Origin of the sequence: Streptomyces sp. SID14436 (genome assembly GCF_010548465.1) — a bacterium.
Classification (GTDB): Bacteria; Actinomycetota; Actinomycetes; order Streptomycetales; family Streptomycetaceae; genus Streptomyces.
Map to the genome: position 1 here is coordinate 1 of NZ_JAAGMD010000120.1, position 13,869 is coordinate 13,869.

Here is a 13,869-nt window from a genome sequence, read left to right on the forward strand (position 1 = left end):
CCCGGACGACCCGGCGGTGGCCGCGCTGCGCCGGGCGGCGGCCCTGCGGGTGGAGGCCCTGAGGACGGCAGCACCGGAGGTCGCCCCGTGTCCCTGATCACCACGCTGGCCCGCCTGCAGGCGGTGGACACCGGCCGCGCCCAGCCCGCCGCCACCGTCCGGCACCGGCACCTGTCGCCCCGGCCGCTGGTGTTCGTGCCGCTCACCACCGCCGGTGAGGCCGGGGCCCCGCTCGGGGCGCTGGTGGGCACCGACCGGGACGCTCCCCGGCTGCTGGTGGTGCCGCAGCCGCGCGACCGCGACCTGCGGTTCGGCTTCCTCGCCGACCTGGCCGACATCGTCCTGCCGTACGTCGACGCGTACGGCGACGTGGTGGAGGCCGCCGAGCGGTCCGAGACGGACCCGGCGACCGGCAAGCGGGTCAAGGTCGAGGTGGAGCTGTGCGCCGACGCGCCCCAGCTGATCGTGCCGAGCCGGGCCGGCATCGACCTGGTCCGCCTCCTCGGCCGCTCCACCCGGTTCCGGCGCACGGCGGAGCAGGACCCGGAGGCACCCTTCCCGGCACCGCCCCGGGTGCCGCTGCTCGGGCGGTGGCTGACCCACTTCGGCGAGCGGGCCCGGGTGCCCGGCTCGTCGCTGCTGCTCGCCCTGACCGACGTGCTGTCCCGGCACTGGGCGACCGGCCAGTCCACCCTGGAGGACCAGCACCTGGGCGCGTTGCTCGCCTGGATCGACCCGCCCGCCGGGCGCTCGGGTGCCGAGGCCGCGCGGGAGGCCGAGCTCGCGCGCGACGACCAGGGGCAGCTGCTGTGCCCGCCCGCGGGCCCGGCGACCGACCCGGCCTTCGACAACAAGCTGCTCGCGCCGGCCATCGAGCGCTTCGACCGCGCCCGTACGGCGCTGGCCGCCGCCGAGGACGGCGTGGAGGCCGACGACCGGCTCGGTGACGTGACCGCCGCCGAGCAGCGGATCCGCGCGCTCGTCGAGAGCCGCACCCGTCCCGCGTGGGACGCGGTGTGGCGGGGCCTGGACCTGCTGCGGACGCTGCCCGAGGGCGCCCACGTGGAGGAGCGCTGGACGCGCGACCGGTGGTCGTTCACCGGTCACCGGGACCGGGTGGTGGCCGGTGAGCCGCCGCAGCCCCGCCGGGACGACGCGGTCACCGCGGCCAACAAGCTGGCCACGCGCGAGCGCGAGCAGGCCCGGCTGGAGGCGCAGGAGGCCCTCGACGACCCGCTGGTGATGGCGGCCCGGCGGCTGTCCGGGGAGGCGTTCGCCGGTGAGGTCACCGAGGTGGTGATGGCGTACAGCGAGAGCAAGCGGCCGAGCCCTCGCCCGCTGGTCACCGTCCGCACCGACGACCGGCCGCACCTCGCCGAGCGGGCCCGGGTGTACCGCTCGGTGGGCGGGAAACCGCAATCGGCCGAGTTCGTGGCGGCCGAGGAGGAAGGTGCCCTGCTGGTGCTGCGGATCATGGACCGCATGGGCCGGGGCAAGGAGCCCGAACCGGGCTCCGTGCCGGAGAAGGGCGACCGGCTCTGCTTCACGCTCTTCGAGCACGAGCCGCGCGGCGGGGCGAAACTGCCCGATGCGGAGGAGACCCCGTGGACGCACGGCGGCCCGCCCGGCCAGGAGCGGGCGCCGGAGCCCGCCGACCCGGTGACCGAGGAGGACGTGCTGTGACCGCCCCCGCCGAGGAGACGGCCTTCCACCCGGGAGCGGAGGCCACCCGCGCCACCGACGCGATCCTCCACGACACGCTGCACGGCACGGCGCGCGGTGTCGTCGTCGACTCCCCGCCCGGCGCGGGCAAGTCCACCCTGGTGGTCCGCGCGGCGCTGGAGCTGACCGCGGCCGGCCGCCCGCTGATGGTGGTCGCCCAGACGAACGCGCAGGTCGACGACCTCGTCCTGCGCCTCGCCGAGAAGGCCCCGGACCTGCCCGTGGGCCGCCTGCACAGCAGCGACGCCGACCCGTACGACAAGGCGCTCGACGCCCTGGACAACGTGCGGAAGTCGGCGAAGGCGGCCGACCTGGCCGGTCTGGACGTGGTGATCTCCACGGCCGCGAAGTGGGCGCACGTCAAGGGCGTCGAGCCGTGGGGGCACGCGATCGTCGACGAGGCGTACCAGATGCGCTCGGACGCCCTGCTCGCCGTGGCGAACCTGTTCGAGCGGGCGCTGTTCGTGGGCGACCCGGGCCAGCTGGACCCGTTCTCCATCGTGGGCGGCGACCAGTGGGCGGGCCTGTCGTACGACCCGTCGGCGTCGGCGGTCACCACGCTCCTCGCGCACAACCCGGACCTCCCCCAGCACCGCCTCCCGGTCTCCTGGCGCCTCCCCGCCTCCGCCGCCCCCCTGGTCTCCGACGCCTTCTACCCCTACACCCCGTTCCGCAGCGGCACGGACCACGGCGACCGGGCGCTCGCCTTCACCGTCCCGTCCGACGGCTCCGGCCCGGACCGGGTGATCGACGAGGCCGCGGAATCCGGCTGGGGCCTGCTCCAGCTCCCGGCCGCCCACACCCCGCGCACCGACCCGGAAGCGGTGCGCGCCGTCGCCCTGGTGGTCCGCCGTCTCCTGGACCGCGAGGGCACGGCCACCTCCGAACGCTCCCCCGACCCGACCCCGTTGACGGCCGACCGCATCGCCGTCGGCACCGCCCACCGCGACCAGGCGGCGGCCGTCCGCTCCGCCCTCGCCGCCCTCGGCGTCACCGACGTCGTCGTCGACACCGCCAACCGCCTCCAGGGCCGCGAGTACGACATCACGGTCGTCCTCCACCCGCTCTCCGGCCGCCCCGACGCCACGGCCTTCCACCTGGAGACCGGCCGCCTCTGCGTCCTCACCTCCCGCCACCGGCACGCCTGCATCGTCGTCTGCCGCGAAGGCGTCGACGACCTCCTGGACGCCTACCCGTCCACAGAACCGGTCCAGCTCGGAACGCTGGTCAAGTTCCCGGACGGCTGGGAGGCCAACCACGCGGTCCTGGCGCACCTGGCGGAACACCGGGTGGAGTGGCGGGGGTGAGCTTGGTGCGCGGGGGCGGCGGTACGACCGACGGCACGTCGGCAGACGTCATGCATGTCATTGCCCCGCTTCGACCGAATGACGAACGCTGGAATCCCTCGTGGAATGAAGCGCTCGCGGGTTTTCAGGAAGAGCAGGCTACGGGTGAGCACCTGTTGATGCTCACCGAGAAGATCACAGGCGTGGCGCCGGAGGCATCGTGGATCTCTGAACCGCTCGCCACCGTCAGGGTGCCGTCCTCGAGATTTTCCGAGAACCCTGCGGCCTGGGGTGATCCAAGGGTCGACCATGAATGATGAAGCAAGATGCGCAGAACTCCTCACGTTCGAGGATTCGGCACAGTCCGTCACCGTCAATGTGATGTGGGACAACGCGACGGTGATGGGCGAAGAGCGTTATTACACTGCTGAGATCGTCCTGCAGAGCGCCTTCGTCTCCGGGCGGGTCGGCCTTCAGGTCTCGCTTGCGGATCTGGACGAATGGGGCCGGTGCCTGGATTCACTTGAGGCCGATAACGGGGTCCAATGGCCGGCCGGAGATCGCGGCGCATGGCTGGAAGTCGTTCCGGATGACCCGGTGGAGGTGACGGTGTGCGACTCTCCGTCGACCCAGATCTCTGTGTGCGTACCCATTGATGTGGCCTCTGATTGGTTGGAGAAGAACCGGCTGAAGTGGGACGCGGCGCGAAGAGCCGTGGCATCCGGCTGACGGCTGTCCCGTGATTGCCGCTCACGTCCTGCTCCACCCACCCTCGGCCGCCCCCTCCGGGGTACCCGCCGCAACCGCACCCCGGTGCACGCTCCCGCAACCGCCCCCGCCGTCCCGACGCCCTCTTGCGGGGGCGCGGGACAATGGACGGTGGCCCGCTTGTCCAGGGGTGTCCCCGCTCGCGGGGAGGAACGACCGCGACGACGTACGAGAAGGAGACGCACATGGCGGAGCCCACGCCGCGTCAGGACCCACCGCGGCTACGCCCCGCGCCCCTGCTGTTCGAGCCCGCGGCGGCGGCCGCCGATCCCGAGCACTTCTTCGACCTGGAGTCGATCGACGATCCGCGGGCGTTGCTGGAACGTGCGACGGAGCTGACGCTCGCCTTCCGTGCCGCGACCGACCGGGCCGTGGAGTTCCAGGCGCTGGCCGCGGCGCAGCTGGCCGACCCGAGGCGTTTCGACCGGCTGACGACGGCCGACATCGCGGAGCGCGCCCAGTGGACCGAGGACTACGCGAAGAAGATGGTCGAGTTCGGGCGGGATCTGCTGCGTGCCGGTGAGGGCCCGGGGTCCGTCGACACCCTGTGAGGCGCGCGGGGCCGCATCCGCATCCGCAACCACCACCGCCGGGGAGCCCGGGGTTCCTGGTCGGGATCGAACTGGCGTGGCATATGCCACGTGGGCAAGATACCCCGCCGGCAGGCGCCCTGTCCCCGATTCCGGCAACTCTGGAGAACCGTTCCCTCACAGCGGGTAGACCTGGTCCTCATGAGCAGGACACGCAAGGTCTCCGACGTCAGCGGTCTCACCCCGGACGGTGCCGCCTGGCTCGCCTCGGCGGGCACATATCCGCGCAGCACCCTCGCCCTGTGGGAGGAGCGCCCGGACGCCCCCCTCGTCCTGCCCTGCGGTGTCGTCTTCGACGTGGTGAGCGCGCCCGCCCTGTTCGGCCGCCGCATGCTGGACCGGATGTGGGACGAGGGGCCGGGTTCGGGGCCGGTGGCGCAGTACCGGGGCCGGATCCAGCTGTTCGCCGCGCCCGGCACCGCCCAGCGCCTGCCCGCGCTGCTGGAGTGGGAGGAGTGGGGCACGTCCGAGCTCCACGGCGCGCCCGACGGGGGCCTCCGGGAGGCCGGCCGGGCCGGTGCCGTGCCGCCGCTGCTGTGCCACGGGACGGGCGACGCGGTGACCGTGCCGCCCGCCGCGGGAGCCGGGCCGCAGGGCGGTCACGGAGGGCGCTGGCTGGTGGCTCCCGACACGCGTCATCCCTGGCTGCCGGGGCCGGAGGTCCTGCTGTGGGCGGCCGTCCGGGCGGCCCGCGCGGCGGTGCGGATATCGATTTTTCCTCCCGCCGATCAGGATGCTAATGTCTACGACGTCAGCAGGCGCCGCTAGCTCAGTTGGTTAGAGCAGCTGACTCTTAATCAGCGGGTCCGGGGTTCGAGTCCCTGGCGGCGCACGACATGGAGAGGCCCTCTGCGTGAAGCAGAGGGCCTCTCCATTTGTCCGTCGGGGCAGTCAGGGCAAGGCGTGGCCCCGGCGCTCAGGCCGTCCCCGCGGTCCCGGTCCCGCCCACGGTGATGCGCACCGTCCACGCCCCCGACGCCGTACGCCCCTCCACCTCCACCCGGACGTTCTCCCCCGGCACCGTGAAGCTCTCGCCGGCGGCGACCGGCGCGTCCGCGAGCGGCGGGTACACCGAGTCCTCGCCGCACGCCTCGGTCTGCGGGTGGGCGTCGATCACCTCGATGGGACCGCCCCCGGACCGCGTACCGCTGCGCACCCGGTAGACGAGCACCCCGTCACGGCAGGCCTCGGCGTCGTTGCCGATCCGGCCGCGGGCCTCGAAGGCGAGGACGCTGTCGGGGCCGGTGCGCACCACCGCCAGCTTGGTGCCCCGGCCCAGGCCGAAGGACGGGGCGCCGGCCGCCCCCGTCACCTGCACGCCGGGGCCCGCGCCCAGCGGCTCCAGGGTCAGCCGCACCGGGTCCGTGCCCCGCACGCACCGCACCTGCCGGGGCTCCAGCCAGCCCAGCTTCCACTTGTGCCAGCCGAACAGGTCCGGCGCGAGGGCGAACTGGCTGCCCATCAGGTCCCAGTCGCCGACGTGGGTGTCCCAGTCGCCCTTGCCGTCGACGGGACGGTTGTAGAGGTCGGGCAGGTCGAAGACGTGACCGGTCTCGTGGGCGAGGACCAGCCGGTCCGGGGGATGGTTCTCGAACACGGTGACGACACGGCGGATGTCGGTGCCGTCGGCGCGCAGCGGGGTGTCCAGGTTGACGACCTTCGTGGCGTCGGAGTCCACGCCGGGCGCGTCCGGGTCGGCGACGAAGTACACGATGTCGTACTGCGAGAAGTCGACCACGGGGTCGGCGGCGGCCAGCGCGTCGCGCAGGTAGGCGGCCCGGTGGGCGAGGGTCCAGTCGCGCTGTATGGCGTACGCGGTGGACGGGTTCGGCATCCGGATCCAGTGCTGGAGGGCGTGCGGGCGGAGGGCGAACCTGCCGTAGGAGGCCCGGTCGAAGAACTCGGTGGTGGCCGGGAAGTGGTCCGCGGTGAGGTCGGCGGGCGTGGTCAGCGGGTGCGAGTCCGGGAAGGACAGGAACACCATCACCGCGTCCAGCTGGCGGGTGGGGCGGGGGTAGGCGGCGTTCCAGGTGTCCAGTCCCTCGGAGTGGTGGGCGTCGGTGCGGGTCAGCGCGCAGGGGGCCGGGGAGAACGGTTCGGCCACCGAGGGGGCGGAGACCATGGAGGTCGCCGCGAGCGCCGACAGGGTGGTGAACACCGCGGTGGTGCTGCGCAGTCGGGGGCGTACCCCCGATCGGCCCAATTCCCGCAGAGCCTCACGACCGAGTCCTCGCAGCGGGAGCCGACGCGGCACGGGGACCTCCGGGAGACGGTTCACGGGACACCGCACCCAGACTGTGGTGGTTTGTCGTACTACGCCCTGTTCGGCTGCACCGGACGGGTGAGCGAGCGCCGGTTTTCGCGCCCGAGCGACACCCCCGGAGCATTCACGGAACGTCACAACCGGTCGAGGGGACCCAGAACCCCGCCACCTGCGAGCAGAAACGATCTGGCAGAGAAGCGGACCATGCCCGAGACTGAACACCGGCTGGAAGGGTCTGGCGCCGAGCTCTATGATCGGCACACTTTCCTGAGACTTCCTGAGAGTTTCCTGCACGAACGGCAATCGAGTGCATGGCGGGAGCGAGCGGTGAGCGGAACCTCCGAAGGACCGGCGTCCGCAGTGGATCTGGACCGACCGATCGTCACGGAGAGTGAGATCGTGGCGTCCACCCGTACCGACCCCTCCCCGGCGCCCGCGGCCTCCCACCCGCCGGCGCCCCCGGCGCCCGCGACGGGCCCGACGGCCCCCACCGCCCCGTCCTACCGCTCCGTCTTCACGGCCGCGCCCCTGGCGATGGCGGTGGTGGACCGCGAGGGCATGGTGGTCGGCGTCAACGCGACCCTCGCCGGCCTGCTGGACAGCACCCCGGAGGCGCTGGCCGGCACGGTCGCCGCCGACCTCGTCGACCTGTCCTCCGACGCCCACACCTGGCACGCCTACCTGGAGGTGCTGCGCGGCCGCCGCCCGGAACTCGACTGCGTCCGCCGCCTCAAGCACCCGTCGGCCGGGGCCCTGTGGGTGCAGGTCACCGTCACCCAGCTGCCCCCGGGCGAGGACGGGGACGACGGCGTGCTGCTGGCGGTCGCCGACATCAGCGCCCGCCGCGAACTCCAGGACCGGCTGCGTCACCTGGAGATGCACGACCCCGTGACCCGGCTGCCCAACCGCACCCTGTTCTTCGAACGGCTGACGGCCGCGCTGGAGGAGGACTCCTACGAGCGCGGCGGCAGCGGCCGGATCGGGCTGTGCTACCTGGACCTGGACGGCTTCAAAGCCATCAACGACACCCTCGGCCACCGCATCGGCGACCGCCTGCTGACCGCCGTCGCCGAACGCCTCACGCGCTGCGCGGAGGAAGCGGGCCGGGCGCGGACCACCACCCCGCTGGTGGCGCGGCTCGGCGGCGACGAGTTCGCCGTCCTGGTCGAGGACTCCACCGGCACCGAACAGCTCGCCGAGCTCGCCGAGTCGGTGCTCGCCGCCGTCCAGGAACCCTTCGACCTGGGCGGGCGGCGGCTGTCGGTGTCCGCCTCCATCGGCGTGGTCGAGCGGCACGCCGCCGGGACCACGCCCACCGCCCTGATGCAGGCGGCCGACACCACGCTGTACTGGGCGAAGGCCGACGGCAAGTCCCGCTGGACCCTGTTCGACCCGGAGCGCAACGCCCACCGCATGACCCGGCAGGCCCTGGCCTCCACCCTCCGCCCGGCGATCGAGCGGGGCGAGTTCGCGCTGGAGTACCAGCCGCTGGTGGGCATGGAGGACGACCGGGTGCACGGCGTGGAGGCCCTGGTCCGCTGGAACCACCCGCAGTTCGGCACGCTCACGCCGAATCGGTTCATCGGGCTGGCCGAGGAGGACGGTTCGATCGTGCCGCTCGGCCGCTGGGTACTGCGCACGGCGTGCCGGCAGGCCCGCCGCTGGCAGGTCGAGCACCCCGACGACCCGCCCATCTTCGTCAGCGTCAACGTGGCGGTCCGTCAGGTCTGGGACTCCGACCTGGTGGCCGACGTCGCCGAGACCCTCGACGAGACGGGCCTCGCCCCGCACCTGCTGCAGCTGGAACTGACCGAGTCGGCCGTGATGGGCTCCTCCGGCCGCCCGCTCCAGGCCCTGAAGGCGCTCAGCGACATGGGCGTGCGGATCGCCATCGACGACTTCGGCACCGGCTACTCCAACCTGGCCTACCTCAGCCGGCTGCCGGTGTCGGTGCTCAAGCTGGACGGCTCCTTCGTCCGGGGCTTCCAGTACGAGGAGCGGGCCGCAGCCGCGCCGAACCCGGCGGACGAGGTCATCGTCGAGGCGATGGTGCAGCTCGCCCACCGGCTCGGCCTCACCGTCACCGCCGAGTGCGTGGAGACCTCGGCGCAGGCGACCCGGCTGCGCCGCATCGGATGCGACACCGGGCAGGGCTGGCTCTACTCCCGCCCGGTGTCACCGGACCGCATCTCCGCGCTGCTGGCCGAGCCCGGCGTTCAGGCGGGCGTCGCGGGCAACCCGTAGGCGTCGGCGATCAGGGCGTAGGAGCGCAGGCGGACGTCACCGCTGTGCGCGTTGGCGGTGATCATCAGTTCGTCGGCGCCGGTGCGCTTGTGCAGCTCGTCCAGGCCCGCGCGGACCTCGTCCGGGGTGCCGAAGACGACGTTGGCGTTCCAGGAGTCGACGAAGTCCCGCTCCGTCGGGCTGAAGGGGTACGCCTCCGCCTCCTCCGGGGTGGGCACCAGTCCGGGGCGGCCGGTGCGCAGCCGCACCATGTTCAGCGCGGCCGCCAGCACCTGCCGGCGGGCCTCCTTCTCGTCCTCGGTCGCGAGCGCGGACACACCGATGAGGGCGTAGGGCGCGTCGAGCACCTCGCTGGGGCGGAACGACTCGCGGTAGAGGTCCAGCGCCGGGATGGTGTTCCGCGCCGAGAAGTGGTGGGCGAAGGCGAAGGGCAGGCCCAGCATGCCGGCCAGCTGGGCGCTGAAGCCGGAGGAGCCGAGCAGCCAGACGGGCGGCCGGTGCGGGGACTGCACCCCGCCGGGCGAGGTGGCCTGCACCGGTCCGGGCACCGCGTGGATGCGCCGGTAGGGGTGGCCGTCGGGGAAGTCGTCGTCGAGGAACCGGGTGAGTTCGGCGAGCTGCTGCGGGAAGTCGTCGGCGCCCTCGTTCAGCCGGTCGGTGCGGCGCAGGGCGGCGGCGGTGGCCCCGTCCGTGCCGGGGGCGCGGCCGAGCCCGAGGTCGATGCGCCCCGGCGCCAGCGCCTCCAGCGTGCCGAACTGCTCGGCGATGACGAGCGGGGCGTGATTGGGCAGCATCACACCGCCCGAGCCGAGCCGGATGCGGCTGGTGTGGGCGGCGAGGTGGGCCAGGATCACGGCGGGCGACGAGGAGGCCACGCCGGGCATGGAGTGGTGCTCGGCGACCCAGTGGCGGTGGAAGCCGCGGGACTCCGCGAGCCGGGCCAGCTCGACACTGGTGCGCAGGGCGTCGGTGGCGGTGCTCCCGGCGCCGACGGTGACCAGGTCCAGGACGGAGAGGGGGACGGGGGCGCTCCCCAGCGCCGTGCCGCGGATCTCGTCGGCTGCGGTGTCGTCTGCGGCCACGGTGGGGTGCCTCCTGTGTCTCGGCAGGTCTGTCGTGCGGGGCGGTCTGTCGTGCGGGGTCGGTCCGCGCGGCTGCACGTGGCGGACGTGCGCGGCCCGCGCGCCGCCCTGCCGGTACGGAACAGGGGACAGTCCCCGGTTATTCCCGGGGGCGGGCCCCCGGACTCCGGGCTTGACCTGAACCGAGCTTGAGGTGCGAGCGTCGGCAGCGGTTCCGTATCCAGCCCCGGCCCGGGCGCCCCCGGCACCGGCCCCCACCCACGGAGGTTTCCCGTGACGACCGTCTATCGCGTGGACAAGTTCGCGGTGCCCGACCCCGCGCGGGAGGAGTTCTGGCGGCACGTGCGCCGCACGCACGCCCTGCTCCGGGAGCAGCCCGGCTTCCTCGACGACGTCCTGCTGGAGCAGCAGTCGGGCCCCGGCCGGTTCAACGTCGTCACCCTGGTCCGGTGGCGCTCCGCCGACGACCTCGCGGCGGCCCGGCCGGTGGTCGAGCGGGCGCACCGGGCCGCGTCGTTCCGCCCGGCCGAGTTCTTCGCGCGGGCCGGCATCGAGGCGGACGTCGCGAACTACACGGAGGCGGGCACGCCGGCCCCGGCCGGTGCGGCCGGGGCGCCGGGCTCCTGACGACGGCCGCGCCGCGGGAAAGCGCGGGCCCTACACCTGGACGATCGGCTCCCGGGTGAACAGCGCACCCAGGGCGGGGGCGTTGACCCGGCGGTCGGCCAGGCGCAGGCCCTCCCAGACGGTGACCTGGTTGGCGGTGAGGACCGGCTTGCCCAGGTCCTTCTCCAGGTCCGGGATGTGGGCGGCGGTGTGCAGGGCGGTGTCCGGGAGCAGCAGCAGCTCCGCGTCGGGGTGGTCGGCGGCGCGGGCCAGGGCGAACAGCTCCGCCTCCCCCCAGGTGCCGACCTCCGCCGCGGTGATGATGCCGGAGCTGCGCACCCCGGTGACCTCGATGCCGCCGGTCCGCAGGAAGCCGGAGAACAGCGCGGCCACGTCGTCCGGGTAGGTCGCGCCGACCGCCACCCGGCTCGCGCCCATCTCCCGCACCGCGTGCACGAAGGCGAAGGAGGTGGAGGAGGCGGGCATGCCCGCCGCCATGGCCAGGGACCGCACCTGCTGCTGGGCACCGTCCCAGCCGTGCACGAAGCTGCCGCTGGTGCAGGCCCACACCACCGCGTCGGCGCCGGTGAGCCGCAGCTGCTCCACCCCGGCCGCGAGCCGTTCCGGGGAGCCCATCTCGCGCAGCGCGTCGACCCGGTGCGCGTCCTCACCGATGTCGGTGTGCACCAGGTCCACCCGTACGTCGCTGCCCAGCAGCTGCTCGATGCGCGGATAGTCGTCCTCGGCGGAGTGTCCCGGGTAGAGGAATCCCAGTGCGGTCATGTCCAGCCTTCCTGCTGCTTCTCTTCCGGCACGTCCGGCAGTACGGAGCCGGACGCCTGGTCCGGCAGTACGGGCCCGGAGCGCGCCGACATGTCGATCAGCGCCTGATACGGTCCCACCGCTCGGGTACCCAATCGGCGCAACGCCGCCCACATGGTCACCTGGTTGGCCGAGATGACCGGGATGCGCAGTTCGGCCTCCAGCTGCGGGATGACGTCGTAGGTCGGCAGGTTGGTGCAGGACAGGAACAGCGCGTCGGCCGGGCCCAGGGGTCCGCGCACCGCTGCCTGCCGGGCCATGTCGACCACCTCGCGGTAGGTGACCTTCCAGATGTGCCGGGTCAGGCCCATGAAGGCGCAGCCGGTGACCGTGACGCCCGCCTGGGCGACGTATCCCTCCAGCGCCCGGGTCACCGAGACGGTGTAGGGCGTCACCAGCGCCACCCGGCGCACGTCCAGTTCCACCAGGGCCTCCAGCAGCGCGCCCGAGGTGGTGATCGCCGGGACCCGGCCCGTCCGGCTCATGGCCTCGCACATGGCGCGTTCGCCCATGGTCCCGCCGACGAAGCTGCCCGAGGTGCAGGCGTAGGCGACGACCTCGGGGGTGACGGCGGTGAGGGTGCGCACCGCGTTGCCGAGGGTCTCGTGCTCGCTGATCAGGCGGGCGAGGTCGAGGCCGACCTCGACCGGCACGTAGGGCGTGCGGGTCAGGTGCAGGGACACGTCGTCGGGGACCCAGCGCCACAGCTCCCGGTCCAGGGCGAAGTCGAAGGGGGCCACGACACCGACCCCGCGCTGCGGACCCGGTCCACCGAGAAGGGAGACGTCCATGTCAGCACCGGCCTCACGCTGGGGGACGAGCCCACGACGGACCCGCGGGTGGCCCGTGAGGAGCACGCAAGGAGCACACAACGGATCGTCGGAACGCCCGTGTTGACGACGGTAGGTTCGGGTGCGAGCGTGGTCAATCCGCGCATCTGAGACTTTCGGCCACGGCGCAGAAACGGCGGCTATGACCACCCCCCGCACCCCTTCCGTCCCTGCCACCCCCGCCGTCCCCACGGTCCTCGTGCTGGACGCGGATCCCCCGCCCCGGCTGGGCCGGCTGACCGGCCGGGCCCGGATCGAACACGCGGACGCCTCGACGCTCGCGGAGCGGCTGCCGCACGCGGACGTGCTGCTGGTGTGGGACTTCACCTCGCACGCGGTGCGCGCCGCCTGGCCCGGGGAGGGCCCCCGGCCGCGCTGGGTGCACACCGCGAGCGCGGGCGTGGACCATCTCCTCGGTCCGGAACTGGCCGGCTCCCCGACGGTCGTCACCAACGCCCGGGGCGTCTTCGACGGGCCGATCGCCGAGTACGTCGCGGCGCTGGTGCTGGCGCTGGCGAAGGACCTGCCGCGGACGCTCGCCCTCCAGGGGGAGCGGGCCTGGCGGCACCGGGAGACCCGCAGGGTCGCCGGGACCCGGGCGTGCGTGGTCGGTTCCGGGCCGATCGGCCGGGCGATCGCGGACCTGCTGCGCGCCCTCGGCGTGACGACGGCCCTGGTCGGGCGGACCGCGCGTCCCGGGGTGTACGGCCCGGGCGAGCTGGACCGGCTGCTGTCACGGGCGGACTGGGTGGTCGCCGCCGCGCCGCTGACCGACGCCACCCGGGGCATGTTCGACGCGCGCCGCTTCGGGGTGATGCAGCCCTCCGCGCACTTCGTCAACATCGGCCGCGGGCAGCTCGTCGTCGAGGACGACCTGGCCGAGGCGCTGCGGCGGCGCTGGATCGCGGGCGCGGCCCTGGACGTCTTCGAGACGGAGCCGCTCTCCCCCGACAGCCCGCTGTGGGAGGTGCCGGGTCTGGTGGTGTCCCCCCACATGAGTGGTGACACCGTCGGCTGGCGGGACGAACTCGCCGCCCAGTTCGTGGAGTTCTTCGAGCTGTGGGCGGCCGGCGAGCCGCTGCCGAACGTGGTCGACAAGCACCGTGGGTATGTACCCGGACACTGACGTCCCCGGGAGGGTGGATGACCGAGTTCACCGAGCTGACCGACCTGACCGCCGTACAGCTCCTCGACGGCTACCGCGGGGGTGAGTTCGGCCCGGTGGCGGCGGTCCGGGCGGCGCTCGCGCGGGCCGAGGAGATCCAGCCGGAGGTGAACGCCTTCGTGCGGCTGACGGCCGAGGAGGCGCTGGAGCAGGCCGCCGCGTCCGAGGAGCGGTGGCGGCGCGGCGAGCCGCGCGGGCTGCTGGACGGGGTGCCGGTCACCGTGAAGGACATCCTGCTGCTGCGGGGCGCGCCGACGCTGAAGGGCTCGCTGACGGTCGACCCGGCGGGCCGCTGGGACGAGGACGCGCCCTCGGTGGCGCGGCTGCGGGAGCACGGCGCGGTGTTCCTGGGCAAGACGACGACGCCGGAGTTCGGCTGGAAGGGCGTGACGGACTCCCCGCTCAGCGGCGTCACCCGCAACCCGCACGACCCGGCGCGCACCGCGGGCGGGTCGAGCGGGGGCGCGGCGGCGGCCGTGGCCCTGGGCGCG

14 protein-coding genes and 1 tRNA gene are annotated in these 13,869 nt (G+C 73.7%); 11 read left to right on the forward strand and 4 right to left on the reverse strand.

Going from position 1 to position 13,869, the window contains the following annotated elements:
- The first annotated feature begins 87 nt into the window (after positions 1-87).
- The 7 genes from G3I53_RS04580 (at position 88) to G3I53_RS04610 (ending at position 5,198) form a co-directional block, all read left to right on the forward strand.
- A complete protein-coding gene (locus G3I53_RS04580; RefSeq protein ID WP_164438039.1) occupies positions 88-1,683 on the forward strand; it encodes a hypothetical protein in 1,596 nt (531 codons plus the stop codon).
- Entirely contained in the window at positions 1,680-3,029 is a 1,350-nt protein-coding gene (locus G3I53_RS04585; RefSeq protein WP_164333711.1) for an AAA family ATPase, read from the forward strand. Before G3I53_RS04580 ends, G3I53_RS04585 begins: the two co-directional genes overlap by 4 nt.
- Positions 3,026-3,325 (forward strand): hypothetical protein, encoded by a 300-nt coding sequence (locus G3I53_RS04590; RefSeq protein ID WP_164333710.1) that lies wholly within the window; start codon positions 3,026-3,028, stop codon positions 3,323-3,325. The genes G3I53_RS04585 and G3I53_RS04590 overlap by 4 nt, the downstream gene beginning before the upstream one ends.
- Positions 3,318-3,737 carry a DUF5959 family protein gene (locus G3I53_RS04595; RefSeq protein ID WP_164333709.1) on the forward strand — a complete coding sequence of 140 codons (420 nt, stop codon included), beginning with the start codon at positions 3,318-3,320 and terminating at the stop codon, positions 3,735-3,737. Before G3I53_RS04590 ends, G3I53_RS04595 begins: the two co-directional genes overlap by 8 nt.
- Before the next feature lie 224 nt (positions 3,738-3,961).
- Entirely contained in the window at positions 3,962-4,327 is a 366-nt protein-coding gene (locus G3I53_RS04600) for a hypothetical protein (RefSeq protein WP_164333708.1), read from the forward strand.
- 180 nt (positions 4,328-4,507) lie between these two features.
- On the forward strand, positions 4,508-5,134 hold the full coding sequence (locus G3I53_RS04605) for a bifunctional DNA primase/polymerase (RefSeq protein ID WP_164438040.1): 627 nt from the start codon (positions 4,508-4,510) through the stop codon (positions 5,132-5,134).
- Positions 5,125-5,198 (forward strand) — tRNA-Lys (locus G3I53_RS04610). The genes G3I53_RS04605 and G3I53_RS04610 overlap by 10 nt, the downstream gene beginning before the upstream one ends.
- Before the next feature lie 84 nt (positions 5,199-5,282).
- On the opposite strand, the gene G3I53_RS04615 is transcribed toward G3I53_RS04610, so the two are convergent.
- Positions 5,283-6,644, reverse strand: coding sequence for a M6 family metalloprotease domain-containing protein (locus G3I53_RS04615; RefSeq protein WP_343240556.1), 1,362 nt, complete (start codon positions 6,642-6,644; stop codon positions 5,283-5,285).
- Between the two features lie 312 nt (positions 6,645-6,956).
- Between G3I53_RS04615 and G3I53_RS04620 the strand changes: the two genes are divergently transcribed.
- Complete coding sequence (locus tag G3I53_RS04620; RefSeq protein WP_164333057.1) at positions 6,957-8,873, forward strand: GGDEF and EAL domain-containing protein; 1,917 nt, start codon at positions 6,957-6,959, stop codon at positions 8,871-8,873.
- Here G3I53_RS04620 and G3I53_RS04625 read toward each other — a convergent pair.
- The gene (locus G3I53_RS04625; protein WP_164333058.1) at positions 8,846-9,955 is read right to left on the reverse strand and encodes an LLM class flavin-dependent oxidoreductase; all 1,110 of its coding nucleotides are present in this window, start codon (positions 9,953-9,955) and stop codon (positions 8,846-8,848) included. The two genes, G3I53_RS04620 and G3I53_RS04625, sit on opposite strands and share 28 nt — an antisense overlap.
- Before the next feature lie 273 nt (positions 9,956-10,228).
- Here G3I53_RS04625 and G3I53_RS04630 point away from each other — a divergent pair, with 273 nt between their 5' ends.
- Complete coding sequence (locus tag G3I53_RS04630) at positions 10,229-10,582, forward strand: antibiotic biosynthesis monooxygenase (protein WP_164333059.1); 354 nt, start codon at positions 10,229-10,231, stop codon at positions 10,580-10,582.
- Between the two features lie 30 nt (positions 10,583-10,612).
- Here G3I53_RS04630 and G3I53_RS04635 read toward each other — a convergent pair whose 3' ends face one another.
- Positions 10,613-11,344 (reverse strand): decarboxylase, encoded by a 732-nt coding sequence (locus G3I53_RS04635; protein ID WP_164333060.1) that lies wholly within the window; start codon positions 11,342-11,344, stop codon positions 10,613-10,615.
- Positions 11,341-12,174 carry an aspartate/glutamate racemase family protein gene (locus tag G3I53_RS04640; protein WP_164333061.1) on the reverse strand — a complete coding sequence of 278 codons (834 nt, stop codon included), beginning with the start codon at positions 12,172-12,174 and terminating at the stop codon, positions 11,341-11,343. The genes G3I53_RS04635 and G3I53_RS04640 overlap by 4 nt, the downstream gene beginning before the upstream one ends.
- 181 nt (positions 12,175-12,355) lie before the next feature.
- Here G3I53_RS04640 and G3I53_RS04645 point away from each other — a divergent pair, with 181 nt between their 5' ends.
- Positions 12,356-13,339 (forward strand): D-2-hydroxyacid dehydrogenase, encoded by a 984-nt coding sequence (locus G3I53_RS04645; RefSeq protein WP_164333062.1) that lies wholly within the window; start codon positions 12,356-12,358, stop codon positions 13,337-13,339.
- A gap of 17 nt (positions 13,340-13,356) precedes the next feature.
- Positions 13,357-13,869 (forward strand): amidase family protein (locus G3I53_RS04650; RefSeq protein WP_275406486.1); only part of this gene is annotated, 513 nt, incomplete at its 3' end.